Source organism: Mycobacterium sp. (assembly GCF_004298145.1).
GTDB lineage: Bacteria > Actinomycetota > Actinomycetes > Mycobacteriales > Mycobacteriaceae > Mycobacterium.
Map to the genome: position 1 here is coordinate 67,285 of NZ_SCRH01000038.1, position 16,864 is coordinate 84,148.

Annotated in this window: 16 protein-coding genes; 10 read left to right on the plus strand and 6 right to left on the minus strand. The window is 67.3% G+C overall.

What is annotated here, in order from left to right; translation table 11 throughout:
- The first annotated feature begins 243 nt into the window (after positions 1-243).
- The 3 genes from aceA (at position 244) to EPN51_RS14015 (ending at position 4,654) form a co-directional block, all read left to right on the plus strand.
- Complete coding sequence (gene aceA / locus EPN51_RS14005) at positions 244-2,532, plus strand: isocitrate lyase ICL2 (protein ID WP_293043526.1); 2,289 nt, start codon at positions 244-246, stop codon at positions 2,530-2,532.
- A 402-nt stretch (positions 2,533-2,934) separates the two neighbouring features.
- Complete coding sequence (locus tag EPN51_RS14010) at positions 2,935-3,318, plus strand: hypothetical protein (RefSeq protein ID WP_293043528.1); 384 nt, start codon at positions 2,935-2,937, stop codon at positions 3,316-3,318.
- A 172-nt stretch (positions 3,319-3,490) separates the two neighbouring features.
- A complete protein-coding gene (locus tag EPN51_RS14015) occupies positions 3,491-4,654 on the plus strand; it encodes an LLM class flavin-dependent oxidoreductase (protein ID WP_293043530.1) in 1,164 nt (387 codons plus the stop codon).
- Positions 4,655-4,767: 113 nt separating this feature from the next.
- Here the strand turns inward: EPN51_RS14015 and EPN51_RS14020 are convergent, their stop codons facing one another.
- Positions 4,768-5,235 carry an SRPBCC family protein gene (locus EPN51_RS14020; protein ID WP_293043532.1) on the minus strand — a complete coding sequence of 156 codons (468 nt, stop codon included), beginning with the start codon at positions 5,233-5,235 and terminating at the stop codon, positions 4,768-4,770.
- A 210-nt stretch (positions 5,236-5,445) separates the two neighbouring features.
- Here EPN51_RS14020 and EPN51_RS14025 point away from each other — a divergent pair, with 210 nt between their 5' ends.
- The 3 genes from EPN51_RS14025 to EPN51_RS14035 all read left to right on the plus strand — a co-directional run bounded on the left by EPN51_RS14025 (position 5,446) and on the right by EPN51_RS14035 (position 9,321).
- Positions 5,446-7,296 carry a fatty acyl-AMP ligase gene (locus EPN51_RS14025; protein WP_293043534.1) on the plus strand — a complete coding sequence of 617 codons (1,851 nt, stop codon included), beginning with the start codon at positions 5,446-5,448 and terminating at the stop codon, positions 7,294-7,296.
- Positions 7,297-7,368: 72 nt separating this feature from the next.
- Positions 7,369-8,601, plus strand: a complete 1,233-nt coding sequence (locus EPN51_RS14030) for a serine hydrolase domain-containing protein (protein ID WP_293043536.1) — start codon at positions 7,369-7,371, stop codon at positions 8,599-8,601.
- A gap of 36 nt (positions 8,602-8,637) precedes the next feature.
- Entirely contained in the window at positions 8,638-9,321 is a 684-nt protein-coding gene (locus EPN51_RS14035; RefSeq protein WP_293043538.1) for a hypothetical protein, read from the plus strand.
- A 7-nt stretch (positions 9,322-9,328) separates the two neighbouring features.
- On the opposite strand, the gene EPN51_RS14040 is transcribed toward EPN51_RS14035, so the two are convergent.
- Positions 9,329-10,099 carry an SDR family oxidoreductase gene (locus tag EPN51_RS14040; protein WP_293043540.1) on the minus strand — a complete coding sequence of 257 codons (771 nt, stop codon included), beginning with the start codon at positions 10,097-10,099 and terminating at the stop codon, positions 9,329-9,331.
- Between the two features lie 59 nt (positions 10,100-10,158).
- On the opposite strand from EPN51_RS14040, the gene EPN51_RS14045 reads away from it, so the two are divergent.
- On the plus strand, positions 10,159-10,635 hold the full coding sequence (locus EPN51_RS14045; protein ID WP_293043542.1) for a nuclear transport factor 2 family protein: 477 nt from the start codon (positions 10,159-10,161) through the stop codon (positions 10,633-10,635).
- 74 nt (positions 10,636-10,709) lie between these two features.
- Here EPN51_RS14045 and EPN51_RS14050 read toward each other — a convergent pair whose 3' ends face one another.
- Both EPN51_RS14050 and EPN51_RS14055 read right to left on the minus strand, forming a co-directional pair.
- The gene (locus EPN51_RS14050) at positions 10,710-11,561 is read right to left on the minus strand and encodes a DJ-1/PfpI family protein (protein ID WP_366509436.1); all 852 of its coding nucleotides are present in this window, start codon (positions 11,559-11,561) and stop codon (positions 10,710-10,712) included.
- Positions 11,471-12,421, minus strand: a complete 951-nt coding sequence (locus EPN51_RS14055; RefSeq protein WP_293043546.1) for a GlxA family transcriptional regulator — start codon at positions 12,419-12,421, stop codon at positions 11,471-11,473. Before EPN51_RS14055 ends, EPN51_RS14050 begins: the two co-directional genes overlap by 91 nt.
- Before the next feature lie 110 nt (positions 12,422-12,531).
- Here EPN51_RS14055 and tpx point away from each other — a divergent pair, with 110 nt between their 5' ends.
- A complete protein-coding gene (gene tpx / locus EPN51_RS14060) occupies positions 12,532-13,026 on the plus strand; it encodes a thiol peroxidase (RefSeq protein ID WP_293043548.1) in 495 nt (164 codons plus the stop codon).
- A gap of 15 nt (positions 13,027-13,041) precedes the next feature.
- On the opposite strand, the gene EPN51_RS14065 is transcribed toward tpx, so the two are convergent.
- Positions 13,042-13,995, minus strand: coding sequence for a nitronate monooxygenase (locus EPN51_RS14065; RefSeq protein WP_293043550.1), 954 nt, complete (start codon positions 13,993-13,995; stop codon positions 13,042-13,044).
- Positions 13,992-14,372, minus strand: coding sequence for an NYN domain-containing protein (locus EPN51_RS14070; protein ID WP_293043552.1), 381 nt, complete (start codon positions 14,370-14,372; stop codon positions 13,992-13,994). Before EPN51_RS14070 ends, EPN51_RS14065 begins: the two co-directional genes overlap by 4 nt.
- Positions 14,373-14,499: 127 nt before the next feature.
- Between EPN51_RS14070 and EPN51_RS14075 the strand changes: the two genes are divergently transcribed.
- Together EPN51_RS14075 and EPN51_RS14080 are read left to right on the plus strand one after the other, a co-directional pair.
- The gene (locus EPN51_RS14075) at positions 14,500-15,684 is read left to right on the plus strand and encodes an acyl-CoA dehydrogenase family protein (protein WP_293043554.1); all 1,185 of its coding nucleotides are present in this window, start codon (positions 14,500-14,502) and stop codon (positions 15,682-15,684) included.
- Positions 15,685-15,778: 94 nt separating this feature from the next.
- Entirely contained in the window at positions 15,779-16,678 is a 900-nt protein-coding gene (locus tag EPN51_RS14080; protein WP_293043556.1) for an NAD(P)-dependent oxidoreductase, read from the plus strand.
- Positions 16,679-16,864 lie beyond the last annotated feature (186 nt).

The following is a 16,864-nucleotide window of genomic DNA, read 5'->3' on the forward strand; positions in this document are numbered from 1 at the left end:
GACACGGTGCCGAAAAGTATTGTGCCCCAGGGCATCGACGCCGCGCACGAGCATGGCATCCCGGTCCGCGAGCGTTCGGAGCGGCGAACGGTGCGCGCCGGTCACCGACCCGCAGCCGAAAAGCTCTCGCAAGTACAGGGCCTGGCAACAGTTTTGGCTCGAGTCTTTCGACTCCTGATTGAACTGCCCTTCCCGGGGATAGACTCACGTTCAGTGGAGTCGTGCCGGAGAGGGGCGTAAGACATGGCGATCGTCGATAAGGACACACAAGTCCGGCCATCCTTTGACGACGAGGTCGCTGCGACACAGCGATACTTCGACGATCCACGCTTTGCTCGCATTACCCGCCTGTACACCGCGCGCCAGGTAGCGGAGCAGCGCGGCACCATCCCCACGGACTACACGGTGGCACGAAACGCGGCGGCGGCGTTCTACGAACGGTTGCGCGAGCTGTTCGCCGAGAAGAAGAGCATCACTACGTTCGGCCCGTACTCGCCCGGCCAGGCGGTCGCGATGAAGCGCATCGGCATCGAGGGGATCTACCTGGGCGGTTGGGCAACGTCGGCCAAGGGTTCCACCACCGAAGACCCCGGACCCGACCTTGCCAGCTACCCGCTGAGTCAGGTGCCCGACGACGCCGCGGTGCTGGTGCGCGCCCTGCTCACCGCCGACCGCAACCAGCAGTACCAGCGCCTGCAGATGAGCGAACAACAGCGCGCGACGGCTACGGCGTACGACTATCGGCCGTTCATCATCGCCGACGCGGACACCGGCCACGGCGGTGACCCGCACGTGCGCAACTTGATCCGGCGATTCGTCGAGGTCGGCGTGCCTGGCTACCACATCGAGGACCAGCGCCCGGGCACCAAGAAGTGCGGCCACCAGGGCGGCAAGGTCTTGGTGCCGTCCGACGAACAAATCAAACGCCTCAACGCCGCGCGATTCCAGCTCGACATCATGCGAGTGCCGGGCATCATCGTCGCCCGCACCGACGCCGAGGCCGCCAACCTGCTGGACAGCCGCGCCGACGAGCGCGACCAGCCCTTCCTGCTCGGCGCCACCAACCTCAGGATTCCTTCGTACAAGTCCTGCTTCCTGGCCTTGGTGCGTCGCTTCTACGAGCTCGGTGTCAAGGACCTCAACGGTCACCTTCTTTACGCACTGCCCGAAGCTGAGTACGCCGAGGCCGCGGCATGGCTTGAGCGCCAAGGGATCCAGGGCGTCATCTCCGACGCGGTCAACGCCTGGCACGAGAACGGTCAACAATCGATCGACGACCTGTTCGACCAAGTCGAGTCGCGATTCGTGGCGGCCTGGGAGGACGACGCCGGCCTGATGACCTACGGCCAGGCCGTCGCCGATGTACTCGCGTTCGCCGCCAGCGAAGGCGAACCGGCCGATATGAGCGCCGACGAATGGCGGGTTTTCGCGGCGAGCGCATCGCTCTACTCCGCCAAGGCCAAGGCGAAGGAGTTGGGCGTCGACCCTGGTTGGGACTGCGAACTGTCGAAGACGCCCGAGGGCTACTACCAGATCCGCGGAGGCATCCCGTACGCCATCGCCAAATCACTGGCGGCCGCGCCGTTCGCCGACATTCTGTGGATGGAGACCAAGACCGCCGACCTCGACGATGCCCGGCAGTTCGCCGACGCGATCCACGCCCAGTTCCCCGACCAGATGCTGGCCTACAACCTGTCCCCGTCGTTCAACTGGGACACCACCGGCATGACCGACGAGCAGATGAAGCAGTTCCCCGAGGAACTGGGCAAGATGGGCTTCGTCTTCAACTTCATCACCTATGGCGGACACCAAATCGACGGCGTGGCCGCCGAGGAGTTCGCCACCTCGCTGCAACAGGATGGCATGCTCGCGCTGGCCCGCCTGCAGCGCAAGATGCGCCTGGTCGAATCTCCTTACCGCACACCGCAAACCCTGGTCGGAGGGCCACGCAGCGATGCGGCGCTGACCGCCTCCTCGGGCCGCACCGCAACCACCAAGTCAATGGGTGAGGGCTCGACCCAGCACCAGCACCTGGTGCAGACCGAGGTGCCGAAGAAGCTGCTCGAGGAGTGGCTGGCGATGTGGAGCGAAAATTACGACCTCGACGAGAAACTGCGGGTGCAACTGCGGCCCCGCCGGGCCGGCTCGGATGTGCTCGAACTCGGCATCTACGGCAACGGCGACGAGCAGCTGGCCAATGTGGTCGTCGATCCGATCAAGGACCGGCACGGCCGCAGCATCCTTCAGGTGCGCGACCAGAACACGTTCGCCGAGAAGCTACGGCAGAAGCGGCTGATGACCTTGATCCATCTCTGGCTGGTGCACCGCTTCAAGGCCGACGGGGTGATCTACGTGACGCCGACCGAGGACAACCTCTATCAGACCTCGAAGATGAAATCCCACGGCATCTTCAGCGAGGTCTACCAGGAGGTCGGCGAGATCATCGTCGCCGAGGTGAACCAGCCCCGCATCGCCGAACTGCTGAAGCCCGACCGGGTGGCGCTGCGCAAACTGATCACCAAAGAGGGTTAGCCGCGGTTCGGCTCCGGCCCAGGTCACAGCCGTGCGCGGCCGACGAGCCCCGATCCGCCGATGTCTAATTAGTGAATATAAGGAATTTTCTAATTAACGAATGGAGAAATTCCGCGTACGGCGGACCCCGGTTCCGGATACGATTCTGTTCGCCGATGGTCCATAGGCCCGAGATGGGCCATCGGCTCTCAAGACCTCGTTGGTCAGATCAAACTTTGTGCCGATAAGCGCTTCGCCATTGCAGTTGTTCGGCCGCCACTTTCCGCCCATGGCCCGTCAGACCCGTCTGACGGGCCATCGTCGTCGACCGCAATCTCCGGCCGGAAGTAGTTTGCGCGCCGGGCCCCCGGGGTAAGAAAAAGTGGGCGGCGCGATGTGGCGCAAGCGAAGATTGGGGATCTGATGGGATCTGGACCGAGGACGACGGTTGCCCTGTTCGGCGGCGCGGCCATGCTGGTGCTGGCGGTCGGATGCGGCGGCGGTCACAAAGAAGGCCCAAGCAGCACGACCACCACGACGACCACGCCATCTTCGAGCGTCGCGCCGTCCACGACACCCGGTGAGGGCGGCGGTGCCCCCGGCGGCCCGACCGGTGGCGGTGGACCGGGCGGCGGCCCGACCGGTGGCGGTGGACCGGGCGGCGGCGGTGGCAGCGTGCCCGGCGGCCCGACCGGCGGCGGCGGACCGGGTGGCGGCAGTGGCAGCATCCCCGGCGTCGGCGGTGGCGGCGGCGGACCGGGCGGCGGCGGCGGTTGCGTCGGCAACGTCTGCGGCGGCTACCCGTGATCAGCCACTGTCGTTGAGCCTGTTTCTAGTTCGAAGCCCAGACTTGTTTCCCTAGCCGGTGGGGCCATGGTTGCCTGGCCCCGCCGGCTGATAACTCCTGGGTTTATTCTTCTGGCTTCCGGCAGCACGCTTTGAGCTATGGTTCGGGGGACTCGATTGCAAGGGGATCCCCATGGCCAAGCTCAGGTTTGGATATTTCATCGCCCCGTTCCACCGCGCGGGCACCAATCCGACACTGGCGCTGCAACGCGATCTCGAATTCATCGAGCATCTCGACGCCCTCGGCTTCGACGAAGTCTGGATGGGCGAACACCACTCGGCCGGTAGCGAAATCATCAGCTCCCCGGAGATCTTCATCGCCGCCGCCGCCGAACGCGCAAAGCGAATCCGCTTCGGCACCGGGGTCATTTCACTGTCGTATCACAACCCGCTGTGGGTTGCGGACCGGCTGATGCTGCTGGACCACCTCACCCACGGCCGCATCATCGGCGGTGTCGGGCCGGGCTCGCTGCCCAGCGACTCGTCCATGATCGGGCTCACCCCCACGGATACGCGTGAGCTGCTGGAGACGAATCTCGACGTCGTCGTCCGGCTGCTGGCAGGCGAGACGGTGAGCGCCAAAACAGCCACCCACCAGTTGTTCGACGCCAGGTTGCAGCTTGCCCCCTACTCCGACGGCGGGATCCCGCTGTCCGTCGCCGCGGTCGCGTCGCCGACGGGCGCGCGGCTGGCCGGCAAGCATGGCATCGGCCTGCTGTCCATCGGGGCGACCCTGACCGTCGAGGGCTTCAACGCACTCTCCTACCACTGGGACATCGTCGAAGAGCGCGCGGCGACCTTCGGCACGCAGGTCGACCGTAAGGACTGGAGCCTGGTCGGTCTGTTCCACCTCGCCGAGACCGAAAAACAAGCCCGTGAAGAGGTCAAATTCGGCATCGAGCCGTGGTTCCGGTACTTCCAGAAGGTGGCCGCGTTCCCCCAGATGACAATGCCGGGAGAACAACTCGACGAGATGATCGACGTGATCAACGACAACGGGGCGGGTGTGGTCGGCACGCCCGAGCGGGCGCGCGAACAGGTGCAGCGGCTGTGGGACCAGTCCGGCGGATTCGGTTGCCTGCTGCAGATGGGCCACGAATGGGCCAACCCGGCCGCAACCAAGCGATCCGCCGAATTGTTTGCCGCCGAAGTGATGCCGCACTTCCAGGGCCAGGCGCAGCCGACGCTGGACGCCGCCGCGCGCGCCGGCCAAGCCCGGGAGAGCCTCGCGCAGTCGCAGTTGGATGCCGTCGCGCACATGACCAAGAAATATCAGGACGAGGTCGGCTCCAAGTAAGCGCTCAGATACCGAACCACCGCGCGAATATACTTCGTAGACAACGTGTTTCGCCGGAATCGGGCAGCGTCCCCGACGCTACCCACGCCATCTAACCCTCCGGGCGTACGCCGTTACCGCACGCCGTCCGACTCGCGCTCGGCCGCCTTCACAAGCCGGCCCGCGAAGAATCGGACCGCCCCGCCCATGGCGGCTCGCATCACCGGACCCGTTCCGCGGACACCTTCGGTGAACGAACCGGTCCAGCGGATGTCCGTGCCGCCCGCCGCATTCGGCGTGAAGACCACCTCACCGGCATAGTCCTTGGCCGGGCTCGGCGGCCCCACCAGCTTGTAGGCGTGGCGACGGTCCGGCTCGTACTCGACGGTCTCCTCCTGCACGAAGACCGGCCACATGCCCACCTTGCGGATGGCCCCGACACCGCCCGGTGCCGGATCACCCTGGCGTGCCCAACTCGAGTGCATGACGATCGGCTTGGCCCACTGCGACCAGTTGGCACCGTCAGCGACGAGCCGAAACAGCGTCGCGGCGGACGCACTGCTGGTACGGGTGATTTCGAAGGAGAACTTCCGGCCCGGCATGACAACTCCTGGTGGTAGCAAACGCGACGGCCCTGGACGCCGCCCGCCGGTAGGCTACCGTCCACGCCGGGCGCCCGGCGGATCGGGTTGAGCGTCGCTGCGCACCCGATGATCGCACGTCTGCCGGAATCAGCGAATACGGCGGCCGCTCTTGGTGTTTGCCGATTCACCGAGGCCGGGGCGCCGCATCGGCTTGCCTAGACTGCATTCATGGATTTCGCTTCCCGGCAAAACGGTGCAGGTAGCCCCGCCGGCCTGCTGCGCATCGAGGATTGCCTGGACGCCGACGGCGGTGTCGCGCTGCCGCCCGGTGTCAACCTGATATCTCTCATCGACCGCAACATCGCAAACGTCGGCGACGCCGTCGCCTATCGCTACCTCGACTACAGCGGCCCAGGGGAGGGCAAAGCCGAAGAGGTGACGTGGACCCGGCTCGGCGTCCGGCTGGAAGCCATCGGCGCGCGCATCCAACAAATCGCGAGTCGCGGTGAGCGCGTTGCGGTCCTCGCGCCGCAGGGCATCGACTACATCGCCGGGTTCTACGCGGCGGTCAAGGCCGGAACCATCGCGGTCCCGCTGTTCGCCCCGGAATTACCCGGGCATGCCGAACGCCTGGATACCGCGTTGCGCGATTCGGGGCCCACGGTCCTACTCACGACCACCGCCGCGCACGATGCGGTCGAGAATTTCTTGGCCGGCCACCCGCACCTGCGCCGGCCGCAGGTGATCGCCATCGACCAGATTCCCGACTCGGCGGGGGAGTCGTTCGCGCCGACCGAGCTCGGCATGGACGATGTGTCACACCTGCAGTACACGTCGGGCTCCACCCGCCCCCCGGTCGGCGTCGAGATCACCCACCGCGCGGTCGGCACCAACCTGGTGCAGATGATTCTGTCGATCGACCTGCTGGACCGAAACACCCACGGCGTCAGCTGGTTACCGCTCTACCACGACATGGGTTTGTCGATGATCGGCTTTCCTGCCGTCTACGGTGGCCACTCCACGCTGATGTCTCCCGCGGCGTTCGTCCGTCGGCCGCTGCGGTGGATCCAGGCCCTGTCCGACGGCTCGCGGCGGGGCAATGTCGTCACCGCGGCGCCGAACTTCGCGTACGAGTGGGCCGCGCAGCGCGGCCTGCCCACCGGCGGCGAGGACATCGACCTGCGCAACGTGGTGATGATCATCGGCTCCGAACCGGTCAGCATCGATGCGATCAGGACCTTCAACAAGGCGTTCGCGCCGTACGGGTTGCCCCGCACCGCGTTCAAACCGTCCTACGGCATCGCCGAGGGAACGTTGCTCGTCGCGACCATCGCCCCTGAGGCCGAAGCGACGGCGGCGCACTTCGACCGCGAACAGCTGGGCGCCGGGCACGCAGTGCGGGTCCGCCCGGACGCTCCCAACGCCGTCGCTCACGTGTCCTGCGGCCAGGTGGCACGCAGCGCGTGGGCGGTCATCGTCAACCCCGGCAGCGCAGCCGAATTACCCGACGGCGAGGTGGGCGAAATCTGGGTGCAGGGCAACAACATCGGCCGCGGCTACTGGGGACTTCCCGAGGCGACCCGGCTGGCGTTCGGCGCCAGGCTGCAATCCCGACTCTCGGACGGCAGCCACGCGCGGGGCGCCGACCTCCAACGCTCGTGGCTGCGCAGCGGCGACCTGGGCGTATACCTCGACGGTGAGCTGTATGTGACGGGCCGGATGGCGGATCTCGTGACGATCAACGGCCGCAACCACTATCCGCAGGACATCGAGGCCACCGTGGCGGAAGCGTCGCCGATGGTTCGGCGCGGATACGTGACGGTGTTTTCGGTGCCGGCCGAGACGAACCCGGGCGGCGATGAGCTCGTCGTCGTCGCCGAACGTGCCGCGGGCACCAGCCGCCAGGATCCACAGCCGGCGATCGAGGCGATCCACGAAGCGGTGTCGCGGCGACACGGTGTGACCGTCTCGGACGTGCGTCTCCTGCCCGCCGGCGCCATCCCGAGGACCACCAGCGGCAAGCTCGCCCGTCGGGCATGCCGCGCCGAATACCTCGCGGGCGACCTGGGCGCCCACTGACCGGGCCGACCGGAACGTCCAAATGACCCTGCGTGCGGACGCGGCTGGCTAGTCTCCACTCGGAGGCGCGAGATGGTTCTCAGGGTGAGGGTGTCGCCGGATTTGATCGGCGGCGACGTGGATGCCGGTTACGGCAAGGTGGCCGACGCTTTCCGCGCGACTCTTCGCGGCGGCGCAGAAGTGGGCGCGACCGTCGCCGTCTACCGCGACGGCGTCAAGGTGGTCGACCTGTGGGGCGGGTACCGCAACGGATTGACCAAGGATCCATGGCAGCCCGACACGATGGTGAATATGTTCTCCACGACCAAAGGGGTCGCCGCCCTGGTCGTGGCGCTGGCGGTGTCCCGGGGGCTCATCTCCTATGACGCCAAGGTCGCCGACTACTGGCCGGAATTCGCCCAATCGGGAAAGCCGGATGTCACGGTCCGCCAACTGCTGGGACATCAGGCCGGCTTGTGCGCGCTCAAACCGAAGCCGACGCTGGCCGACGTGGCCGAGCCGGAGCGGCTGTCGCCGATCCTGGCCGCCCAGGCACCGGCGTGGCGACCGGGCACCCGACACGGATACCACGCGATCACGCTCGGCTGGTACGAATCCGAGTTGATCCGCCGTACCGACCCCGCCGGGCGCACCCTGGGCCGGTTCCTGGCCGACGAGATCGTCACGCCGTCGGGACTCGACCTGCACATCGGCCTGCCGGCTTCGGTCGACCGCACGCGAGTGGCGCACGTCCACAACTGGGTGCGCGCGGAAACACTGCTGCATCTGGGCGTGATGCCCCCGGGGTTCGTCGGCGCCTCGCTCAACCCGGTCGGCCTGACGGCACGCACCATCGCGGTCCCACGCGGGGTCAACCCGTTCAACGGTGACTACAACCGCGACGACGTCCGGGCGGTCGAGATCCCCTCGGCCAACGGCATCGGAACCGCCAGGTCGGTGGCGTTCATGTACGGCAGCGCCGCCGCTGGAGGCGCCGAGCTGGGTCTGAGCGCCGGCACGCTCGAGGCCCTGGCGGCACCGGCGATCTCGCCGAGTCACGGCGTGCGCGACAAGGTGATGCACATCGACGTCGCGTATGCGCTCGGTTTTTGTAAGCCGGTGCCGCACTTCACATTCGGATCGTCGGACAGGGCCTTCGGCACCCCCGGCTTCGGCGGGTCCTTCGGATGCGCGGACCCCGATACCGGTATCGGCTTCGCCTACGTCATGAACCGGCTCGGGTTTCACCTGTGGAGCGATCCCCGCGAACTCGCGTTGCGGCAGGCGCTGTTTCGCGATGTGCTCGGGGCGCGCCCGCAGAGTTGACCGAACGCCCGACCCTCGTGGTGGCATCCTGGCCATGTGGGCTTGCTATTCCGGTTGGCGGAGCTGCTGATCGTCATCCTGCCGCTGACGGGCGCGATCGTGGCCGCGGTGCGCGCGTTCGGCGCCTATCGGCGTCGCGCCGACGAGCAGCCGCGGGAATTCGACCGGGCACCAACGCGCGACGCGCCCGCGCCCGCCCCCGCCGGCGCCGCTAACAATCACGCGGCCCAGTGGCGCGCGATCCGGCGCGTTCTCGACGAGCACAACCGCACCGATGACCGTTGGCTCGAGTACGAACTCGACGTCGCCAAGCTGCTGGACTTTCCGCTGATGACCGACATGCGTGACGCGCTGACGATCGCGTTCCACAAAGCCAAGCTCCGCGCCGACTTCCTGCGCCCCGTCAAGGCCGAGGATCTCCTCGACGACCGGGAAGCCGCCGTGCAATACATGGCCGCCGTCGAGGATTACGCGACCGCGTTCAATGCCGCGGAGGCCGAAGCGGTACGCCGACGCCGCAACGATTTCTCCCGGACGGATCAGCAACGGATTGCGCGCGCGCAGAGCCTGTTGCGGGTGGCGGCCGACCCCGCGGCGGCCGCGCACGAACGCCAGCGTGCCTACGAGGTGGCCCGTAACGAACTCGACGGCCTGTTGGTGCTGCCCTCGAGCACGCAGGCGAACATCGAGCGCGGGATCTCCGGCGAGATCGAGCGGTGAGTGCGCGCTACGGGCAGCTGTATCCGCCGTCGATGACGATGTCCGAGCCGGTCATGTAGCTGGACGCCTCGCTGGCCAGATACAGGTAGAGGCCGGTGAGTTCCTCCGGCCGGCCGATGCGGCCGAGCGGAATCTTGGGCTCCCATTGGCGGTGATACTCCTCGAGGGGCTCGACCAGTTCGGTGAGGATGTAGCCGGGGCTGACGCTGTTGACCCGAATCCGGTGGGGCGCGAATTCGACGGCCATCGCTTTGGTCAGGTGGATGACGGCCGCCTTGGAGGCGCAGTAGTGGCCGACCTGCTGCGGGACATTGATGATGTGGCCCGACATCGAGGCCGTGGTGATGATGGCGCCCCCGTGGCCCTGCCGGACCATCGCCCGGGCGGCCGCCTGGGCGGTGAGGAAGACGCCGGTCACGTTGGTGTCCTGGATGCGCTGGAACTCTTCCGGCGACATCTCCAGCATCGGGATGACCGCGATGATGCCGGCGTTGCAGACCGCGATGTCGATGCCGCCCAGCTCCGCGACCACCCGGTCCACCATGGCGTTCACCTGGTCGGGCTGGGTCACGTCGCAGGCGATCGGCACGACCCTGCCGTCACCGTCTGCGGCGAGCTCGCCGGCGATGCGTTGCAGGGCTTCGAAATTCCGCGCGGCAATGGCCACATGGGCGCCGGCTTGCACGTATGCCTGCGCCACCTTCTTGCCGATACCGCTGGACGCCCCCGTCACCAGCGCCCGCTTGCCGCGCACGGCGAACATGTCCAACACGTTCATTCGATAACCCTATTCGCAACAACCGGCCCGAAACCGGAACACGTTCTAGTGTGTCCGCTATGGGCAATTTCACCAGGGCCGAAATCGATAATGCCGTCGAGAACTACACCAGGGTCGTCGAAGGATGCAGCACGTCGGGCGACTGGCGACCCTTCGCGGATCTCTTCACCGAGGACGTCGTCTACACCGAGCATCACTACGGGGTCTTCCACGGCCGCGAGGCGGTGCGGGACTGGATCGTCGCGGTGATGGCGCCGTTTCCACACATGCGCTTTCCCAACGACTGGATTGCCCACGACGAAGACAACGACGCCGTCGTCGTCATGATCAAGAACCTGCTGGACCATCCCACCGATCCCAAGGGTGAACCGTTTTGGTTCCCGAACTGGACGCGGCTGGTCTACGCTGGCGACGGCCTGTTCTCCAGCGAGGAAGACATCTACAACCCCGACCGCGACGCACCCCGTGTCGTTGCGGCCTGGATGCGGGCCGGCGGACAGCTCGCCACGACCGAGATCTTGCAGCCCAACGCCTAACTAGGCCGACGAGTGTGAAATCCGCGACACGTCGCCAGCGTGTCGCGTCGCGGATTTCACACTCGCGGTTGGAGTTAGCGCGCGACCATCGGGGCGACCCGCCTGCGCCGCCGCGAGCGGACCTTGCCCAGCGCCTGCTCCCAGGCGAGCAAGGTCGTGGCCCTCACGTTGGCGGGCTTCACGCTGTCCCTGGATAGCAGCGCGGTTGCGGCGGCCTTCGTGGTCGCCGACGCCTTGGACATGTGGCCCGAGTCGAACGGTGGTTGCGGGTCGTATTCGATCGCGAGCTGGATTGCCTTGGCGCGGCTTTCGCCGCCGATCTGTCCGGCCAGCCACAGTGCCAGATCGAGTCCGGCGGAGACGCCGGCGCTGGTGACGATGTCGTCGGAATGCACGATGCGTTCGTCGGCCACGGGGACGGCGCCGAAGGCCTTCAGCGCGGGAATGGTCAGCCAGTGCGACGTCGCGCGCCGGCCGTCGAGCAGGCCCGCGGCCGCCAAAATCACCGAGCCGGAACACACCGACGCCGTCCAGCGCGCGGTGCGGTGCGCACGGCGCAGCCAGTCGAGCAGCGCGTCGTCGCGGGCATGAACCGGGGTCGACGGGCCACCGGGGACGAGAATCACGTCGGGAGAGGGTGTTTCGGCCAGCGAGTGCGTGGCGCCGATGACCAGCACCCCGGAGTCGGCGGTGATCGGCCCGGGTTGGTGCCAGACGAACCGCACGTCGGCACCCGGCAGGTTGCGCAGCACCTCATACGGGCCGATCATGTCCAGCGCGGTGAAACCTGGGTAGGCCACGATTGCGATTTGGGTCATCGTTTCGTCCTTTCCGGCTAAGCGAATGCCTTGCGGTACTGGTCGGGCGAAATGCCCACGCGGCGAAGGAAATTGCGGCGCATCGTTTCCGCGGTACCGAAGCCGCATCGATTGGCGATCGCGACGACGGTGTCGTCGGTCTCCTCCAACTGGCGGCGCGCGGCTTCGGTGCGAATGCGCTCGACGTATTGGCCGGGCGCCTCACCGATTTCGGCGGTGAACACCCGGGTGAAGTGGCGCGGACTCATCGCGGCCCGGCGGGCCAGATCGTCGACGGTGTGCGGGTGGCCCGGTTCGGCCTCGATGGTCTCCTGCACCTCGCGGATCGAGTCCCGTTTGGCACGCGGCATCCACACCGGCGCCGCGAACTGCGACTGTCCGCCGGGGCGGCGCAGATACAGCACGAGCCAACGAGCAACCGTCTGCGCGACCTCGGTGCCGTGGTCCTCCTCGATCAGGGCGAGCGCGAGGTCGATGCCCGCGGTGACCCCCGCCGCGGTCCATACGGTGTCCGAGGTTCGGACGAAGATCGGGTCGGCGTCGACGTCGATGGCGGGAAACTCGCTCGCCAGGCGTTCGGCGAAGGCCCAGTGCGTGGTCACGCGCTGCCCGTCCAGCAGCCCCGCCTGGGCCGCAAGAAACGCGCCGGTGCACACCGTCACCAGGCGGCGGGCGTGCCCGGCGACGGCCTTGACCCAGGCGACGAGCTCCGCATCGGATCGCGCCGCGTCGATGCCGGCGCCGCCGGGCAGCACGACCGTGTCGATCGGGTCGCCCGGATCCGGCAACGGCGTCGCCACGAAGGCCAGTCCGGTGGCCGTCGCCACCGGCCGGCCGTCGACCGAGGCCACGGTGACGTCGTAGCCGCCGCCCGTCAACAGCGATGCGGCGGTGAACACGTCGTGCGGCCCCACCACATCCAGCGCCTGCACGCCCGGATACCCGGCGATCACCACCTTGCGAGGCATGAACTCAGTGTTGGACACGCGGAGGTATGTCGTCTACGCCGCGCACCCCACCAATTAGGACATACGGACCTGACCCCGACCGGCCGCATCGGGCTTGGCAGACTGTGGCCATGGCACAGATAACCTTGCATGGAAACCCGATCAACACCGCCGGCGAGCTTCCTTCCGTCGGATCCCCGGCCCCGGCCTTCAACCTGGTCGGCACGGATCTGGGCGCGGTCGGCAACGACCAGTTCAGCGGTAAGCCCGTCGTGCTGAACATCTTTCCGTCCATCGACACACCCGTGTGCGCCGCGAGCGTGCGAACCTTCAACGAGCGCGCAGCCGCAAGTGGCGCGTCGGTGCTGTGCGTGTCGAATGACCTGCCGTTCGCGCAGGCGCGGTTCTGCGGCGCCGAGGGCATCGAGAACGTCAAGACGGGGTCGGCGTTCCGGGACGGCTTCGGGCAGAGCTACGGCGTCAGCATCGTCGACGGCCCGATGGCCGGGCTGCTTGCGCGCGCCGTGGTGGTCATCGGCGCCGACGGCAACGTCGCGTACACGGAGTTGGTGCCCGAGATCGCGCAGGAGCCCGATTACGACGCGGCGCTGGCTGCGGTGGGCTGACCCGGCGGGGACTGACTACAACCGGCCCAGCCGGTCGGCAGTGGCGGCCAGCGCCTCGCGGCATCCTTTCCACATCTGCTCGATGATGTCGGCGGCCGGGGGCAGGTCGTCGATACGGCCGGCCACCTGACCGGTGTTGGCGACGCTGGCGTCCAGGTCGCCTTCGAAGTAGAGCCGCTGTACGCGTTGCAGTGCCGCGGCGCCCTCCCCGGCGGACGTCGCGGATTCCAGCCTCTCGGCGGCGGGCGTGCGAATGACGCGCATCATTCGTTTGCCGTCGAGGGGGAGCAGGACGGTGGCCGTCTCGTCGGCCTCGACGACCGCCTGCTTGAGGTTGCCGTGCACCGGGGAGTCCGCCGAGGCGAGTAGCCGCGTGCCCATCTGCACGGCTTCGGCGCCGAGAACGAAGGCGGCCGCCATGGACCGCGCGTCGCAGATCCCTCCGGCGGCCACGATCGGCACGTCGACATGGGCCGCCACCAAGGGCAGCAGCACCATCGTGGAGGCCCCGAACCGGTTCTTGAATCCGCCACCCTCGACGCCTTCGACCACAAGCCCGTCCACGCCGGCGTCGACGGCTTTCTTCGCCGCGGCCAGGGTGCCCACCACATGGAAGACCGTGATGCCCGCGTCGTGCAGCCGGCCGGTGAACAGCGCCGGGTCCCCGGCCGAGGTGGTCACGAACCGAATGTCGTTGGCGACAAGCAAATCCAGCATCGCGGGATCGCGGTTGAAGAGCAGCGCGATGTTGGCGCCCACGGCACCGTCGGTCAGGTCGCGCACGCGCCGCAGGTCGGCTCGACCCTGATCCGAGGTGGTCTCGATGATTCCCAGGGCACCGGCGTTCGACACCGCCGCGGCCAGTTGGGCGCCGGCGATGTAGGTCATCGGCGCCTGAATGATCGGGATGTCGATGTGCGCGAGTGTGCAGACCCGGTTGGGGGCGGGGCTTCCGCTGCCGGCGGTCATCGGCCCCGCGGATCGACCAGGTCGCGAAAGCTCTCCGACCGATGCACCGAGGCACCCAGACTGCGGACTCGTTCGGTCAGCGTTCGGTCGGATGTCACCACGGCAATGTCGTGCGGGTGGGCGTCGGCCTGAACCAGCCGGACGATCTCGTCGTCGGCCGAATTCGCGGCGGCCCTGGGCGCATGGGCTATGTCGATCACCGACGACGTGAGGGCGGTCGACGGCGGTCGCTCAAACACCACGGTCACCGTCTCTCCTCGATCCGACGCCCATCTGTCCAGCCTCTCTACCAAAGTGACCATGGCACCGTTGCGATCCTTCCACCAACCGTCAGGCCGGCTCCCGATCACGTTCATGCCGTCGACAATCCAGCGCACAACCCACACCGTAAAGCGACGCGGCGTGACACGCGATTTTCGTTCGTCGGGCCTCGACGGATTGATACGGTCACCGATGTCAGTTTCCGCTACGGATGCCGACGCACCCAATGACGGGAGTGGGCCGATGACGTCGATCGCCGACACGGATGACCGGGTCGTTTCGCTGGCGCGCGGTATGCGCGAACTCGTGGCTGCCCAGGCCGCCGAATCCGAACAATTACGCACGTTGACTCCGGCGATCGTCGACGAGATGTGGGCCAGCGGACTGATGTCCGCGTTCAACCCGGCCGCGGCCGGAGGGGTCGAGCCGTCGTTCACCGAGATGATCGAGACCTGGATCGAAATGGCTTGGCAAGACGGCTCATTCGGCTGGGTGGGCATCGCCAATCTGCCATCGTCCTTCGCCGCGGCGGCGTACCTGCCGGACGAGGGCTTCGCCGAGGTGTTCACCGCCCACGACAACCGGGTCACCATGGGCGGGCAGTTCTTTCCCAACGGACAGGGAGCCGCCGTCGACGGCGGTTACGTCGTCACCGGAGCGTGGAACTTCGGTTCGGGCATCGGCCACTCGCAATACGTTGCGGCGGGGTTCCTGCCGATGGACAACGGCGAGATGCGCTGGATCAGTGAAGGTTTCCCCGAGATGCGGGTCGCCGTCATTCCCCGGCAGGAGATCAGCTTCAACGACGGCTGGTATGTCCAGGGGCTCAAGGGAACCGGTTCCTACGACTACAGCGCCACCGATGTGTTCGTCCCCGCACACCGCACGTTCGAACTGTTCGTGCGTCAGCCCTATCGCGGGACGTCGCCGGCCACCCGGATGGGGCTGATGCCCGTCACCGCGGCCGGGCACGCGTCGTGGGCGCTCGGTGTCGCCAAGAGCATGCTCGACGACGTGCAAGAGCTGGCCGCGACGAAATTCCGGATGAGTGACATGGCGTCGCTGGCCAGCCGCCCGACCTTCCAGAAGGGGCTGGCGCATCACCGCGCGGCCTGGCGCGCGGCCCGTCTGCTGGTGCTCGACGCGTTCACCACCGCCGAGGCGGCGGTGGCGGCAGGGGAGGAGCTGACACCGACCCTGCGGGCCGACATGCGGGTGGCCGCCGTCTACGCCACCGACACCGCCCGAAGCTGCGCCGAGTGGGCCCACCTCGCCGCCGGGACCAGCTCGATCCGGGAGGGCAGCCGGCTGGAGCGCGCCTTCCGTGACATCTACACCGGCACCCAGCACGCCTTCATCAGTGAGAAGGTGGCCATCGACGTCGCCCAGATATGGCTGGGCATCATCGAAGACCAGCCCGGTCTGTGAGGCGCCGAGGCGGGCGGTGTCCCGCGGCATCCCGGGCCGGCGGACGTTCACGGATCAACTGACGGCCAATCAGGTCCTCGCTACCATTGCGCCCATGCGCGGCTCGAAAATCCTGATCACCGGTCCGACCGGTCAAATCGCCACCCCCATCGCCCGGGCGCTTGCGGCCGATAACGAAGTCTGGGGAATCGCCCGCTTCACCGTTCCCGCGGCGCGAGAAGGCCTCGAGGCGGCCGGAATTCGATGCGAGACGGTGAATCTGGCGTCCGGCGACTTCGGCGGCCTGCCAAAGGATTTCGATTACGTCCTCAACCTGGCGGTGGCCAAGAGCGGGAGCTGGGACAAGGACCTGGCCGCCAACGCGGAGTCGGTCGGCCTGCTCATGGCCCACTGCCGCGACGCGAAGGCCTTCCTGCATTGTTCGTCGGCCGCCGTCTACGACCCGCCCGGCGACGACCCCCGCAGCGAGCGGTCCGCCCTGGGCGACAACCACAAGCCGCTGTTCCCCACCTATTCCATCTCCAAAATCGCCGGGGAAGTGGTCGCCCGTTCGGTGGCGCGCGTGCTCGGACTGCCCACCACGATCGCTCGGCTCAACGTCCCCTACGGCAACAACGGCGGGTGGCCGTTCTACCACATGGAGATGATGCTGGCCGGCATCCCGATCCCCGTCCCGCCCGGTGAACCCGCCCGCTACAACCCGATTCACGAGGACGACATCATCGCCACCATCCCCAAGCTGCTGGAGGTCGCGTCGGTCCCGGCGACCACGGTCAACTGGTGCGGTGACCAGACCGTCAGCCTGCAGGAGTGGTGTGACTACCTCGGCTCACTCGTCGGCAAAGAGCCGATCTTCGAGGCGAGCGAACAAGCGCTGCGCGGCAACCCGACCACCATTGACCGGATGCACGAGCTCATCGGCGGCACCACGGTGGACTGGCGGGAGGGCATTCGCCGCATGGCGGCCAAGTTCCACCCGGAACTCGTGGCGTGAGTGCGCCCAGAACTCGTGGCGTAAGCGTGCCCAGCGTCGACAGTTGTGCCCATTTCTTGCAGTAGTCCCCAACAACTCGACGTTCGGCGGCGGATTACCGGATGCTTGACCAGGCCGTGCGCTCAATGCTAAGCAGGTGCTCAGCACTGAGCGCATTCGGCGCCGGCGCGCCACGACTGGCAAGAC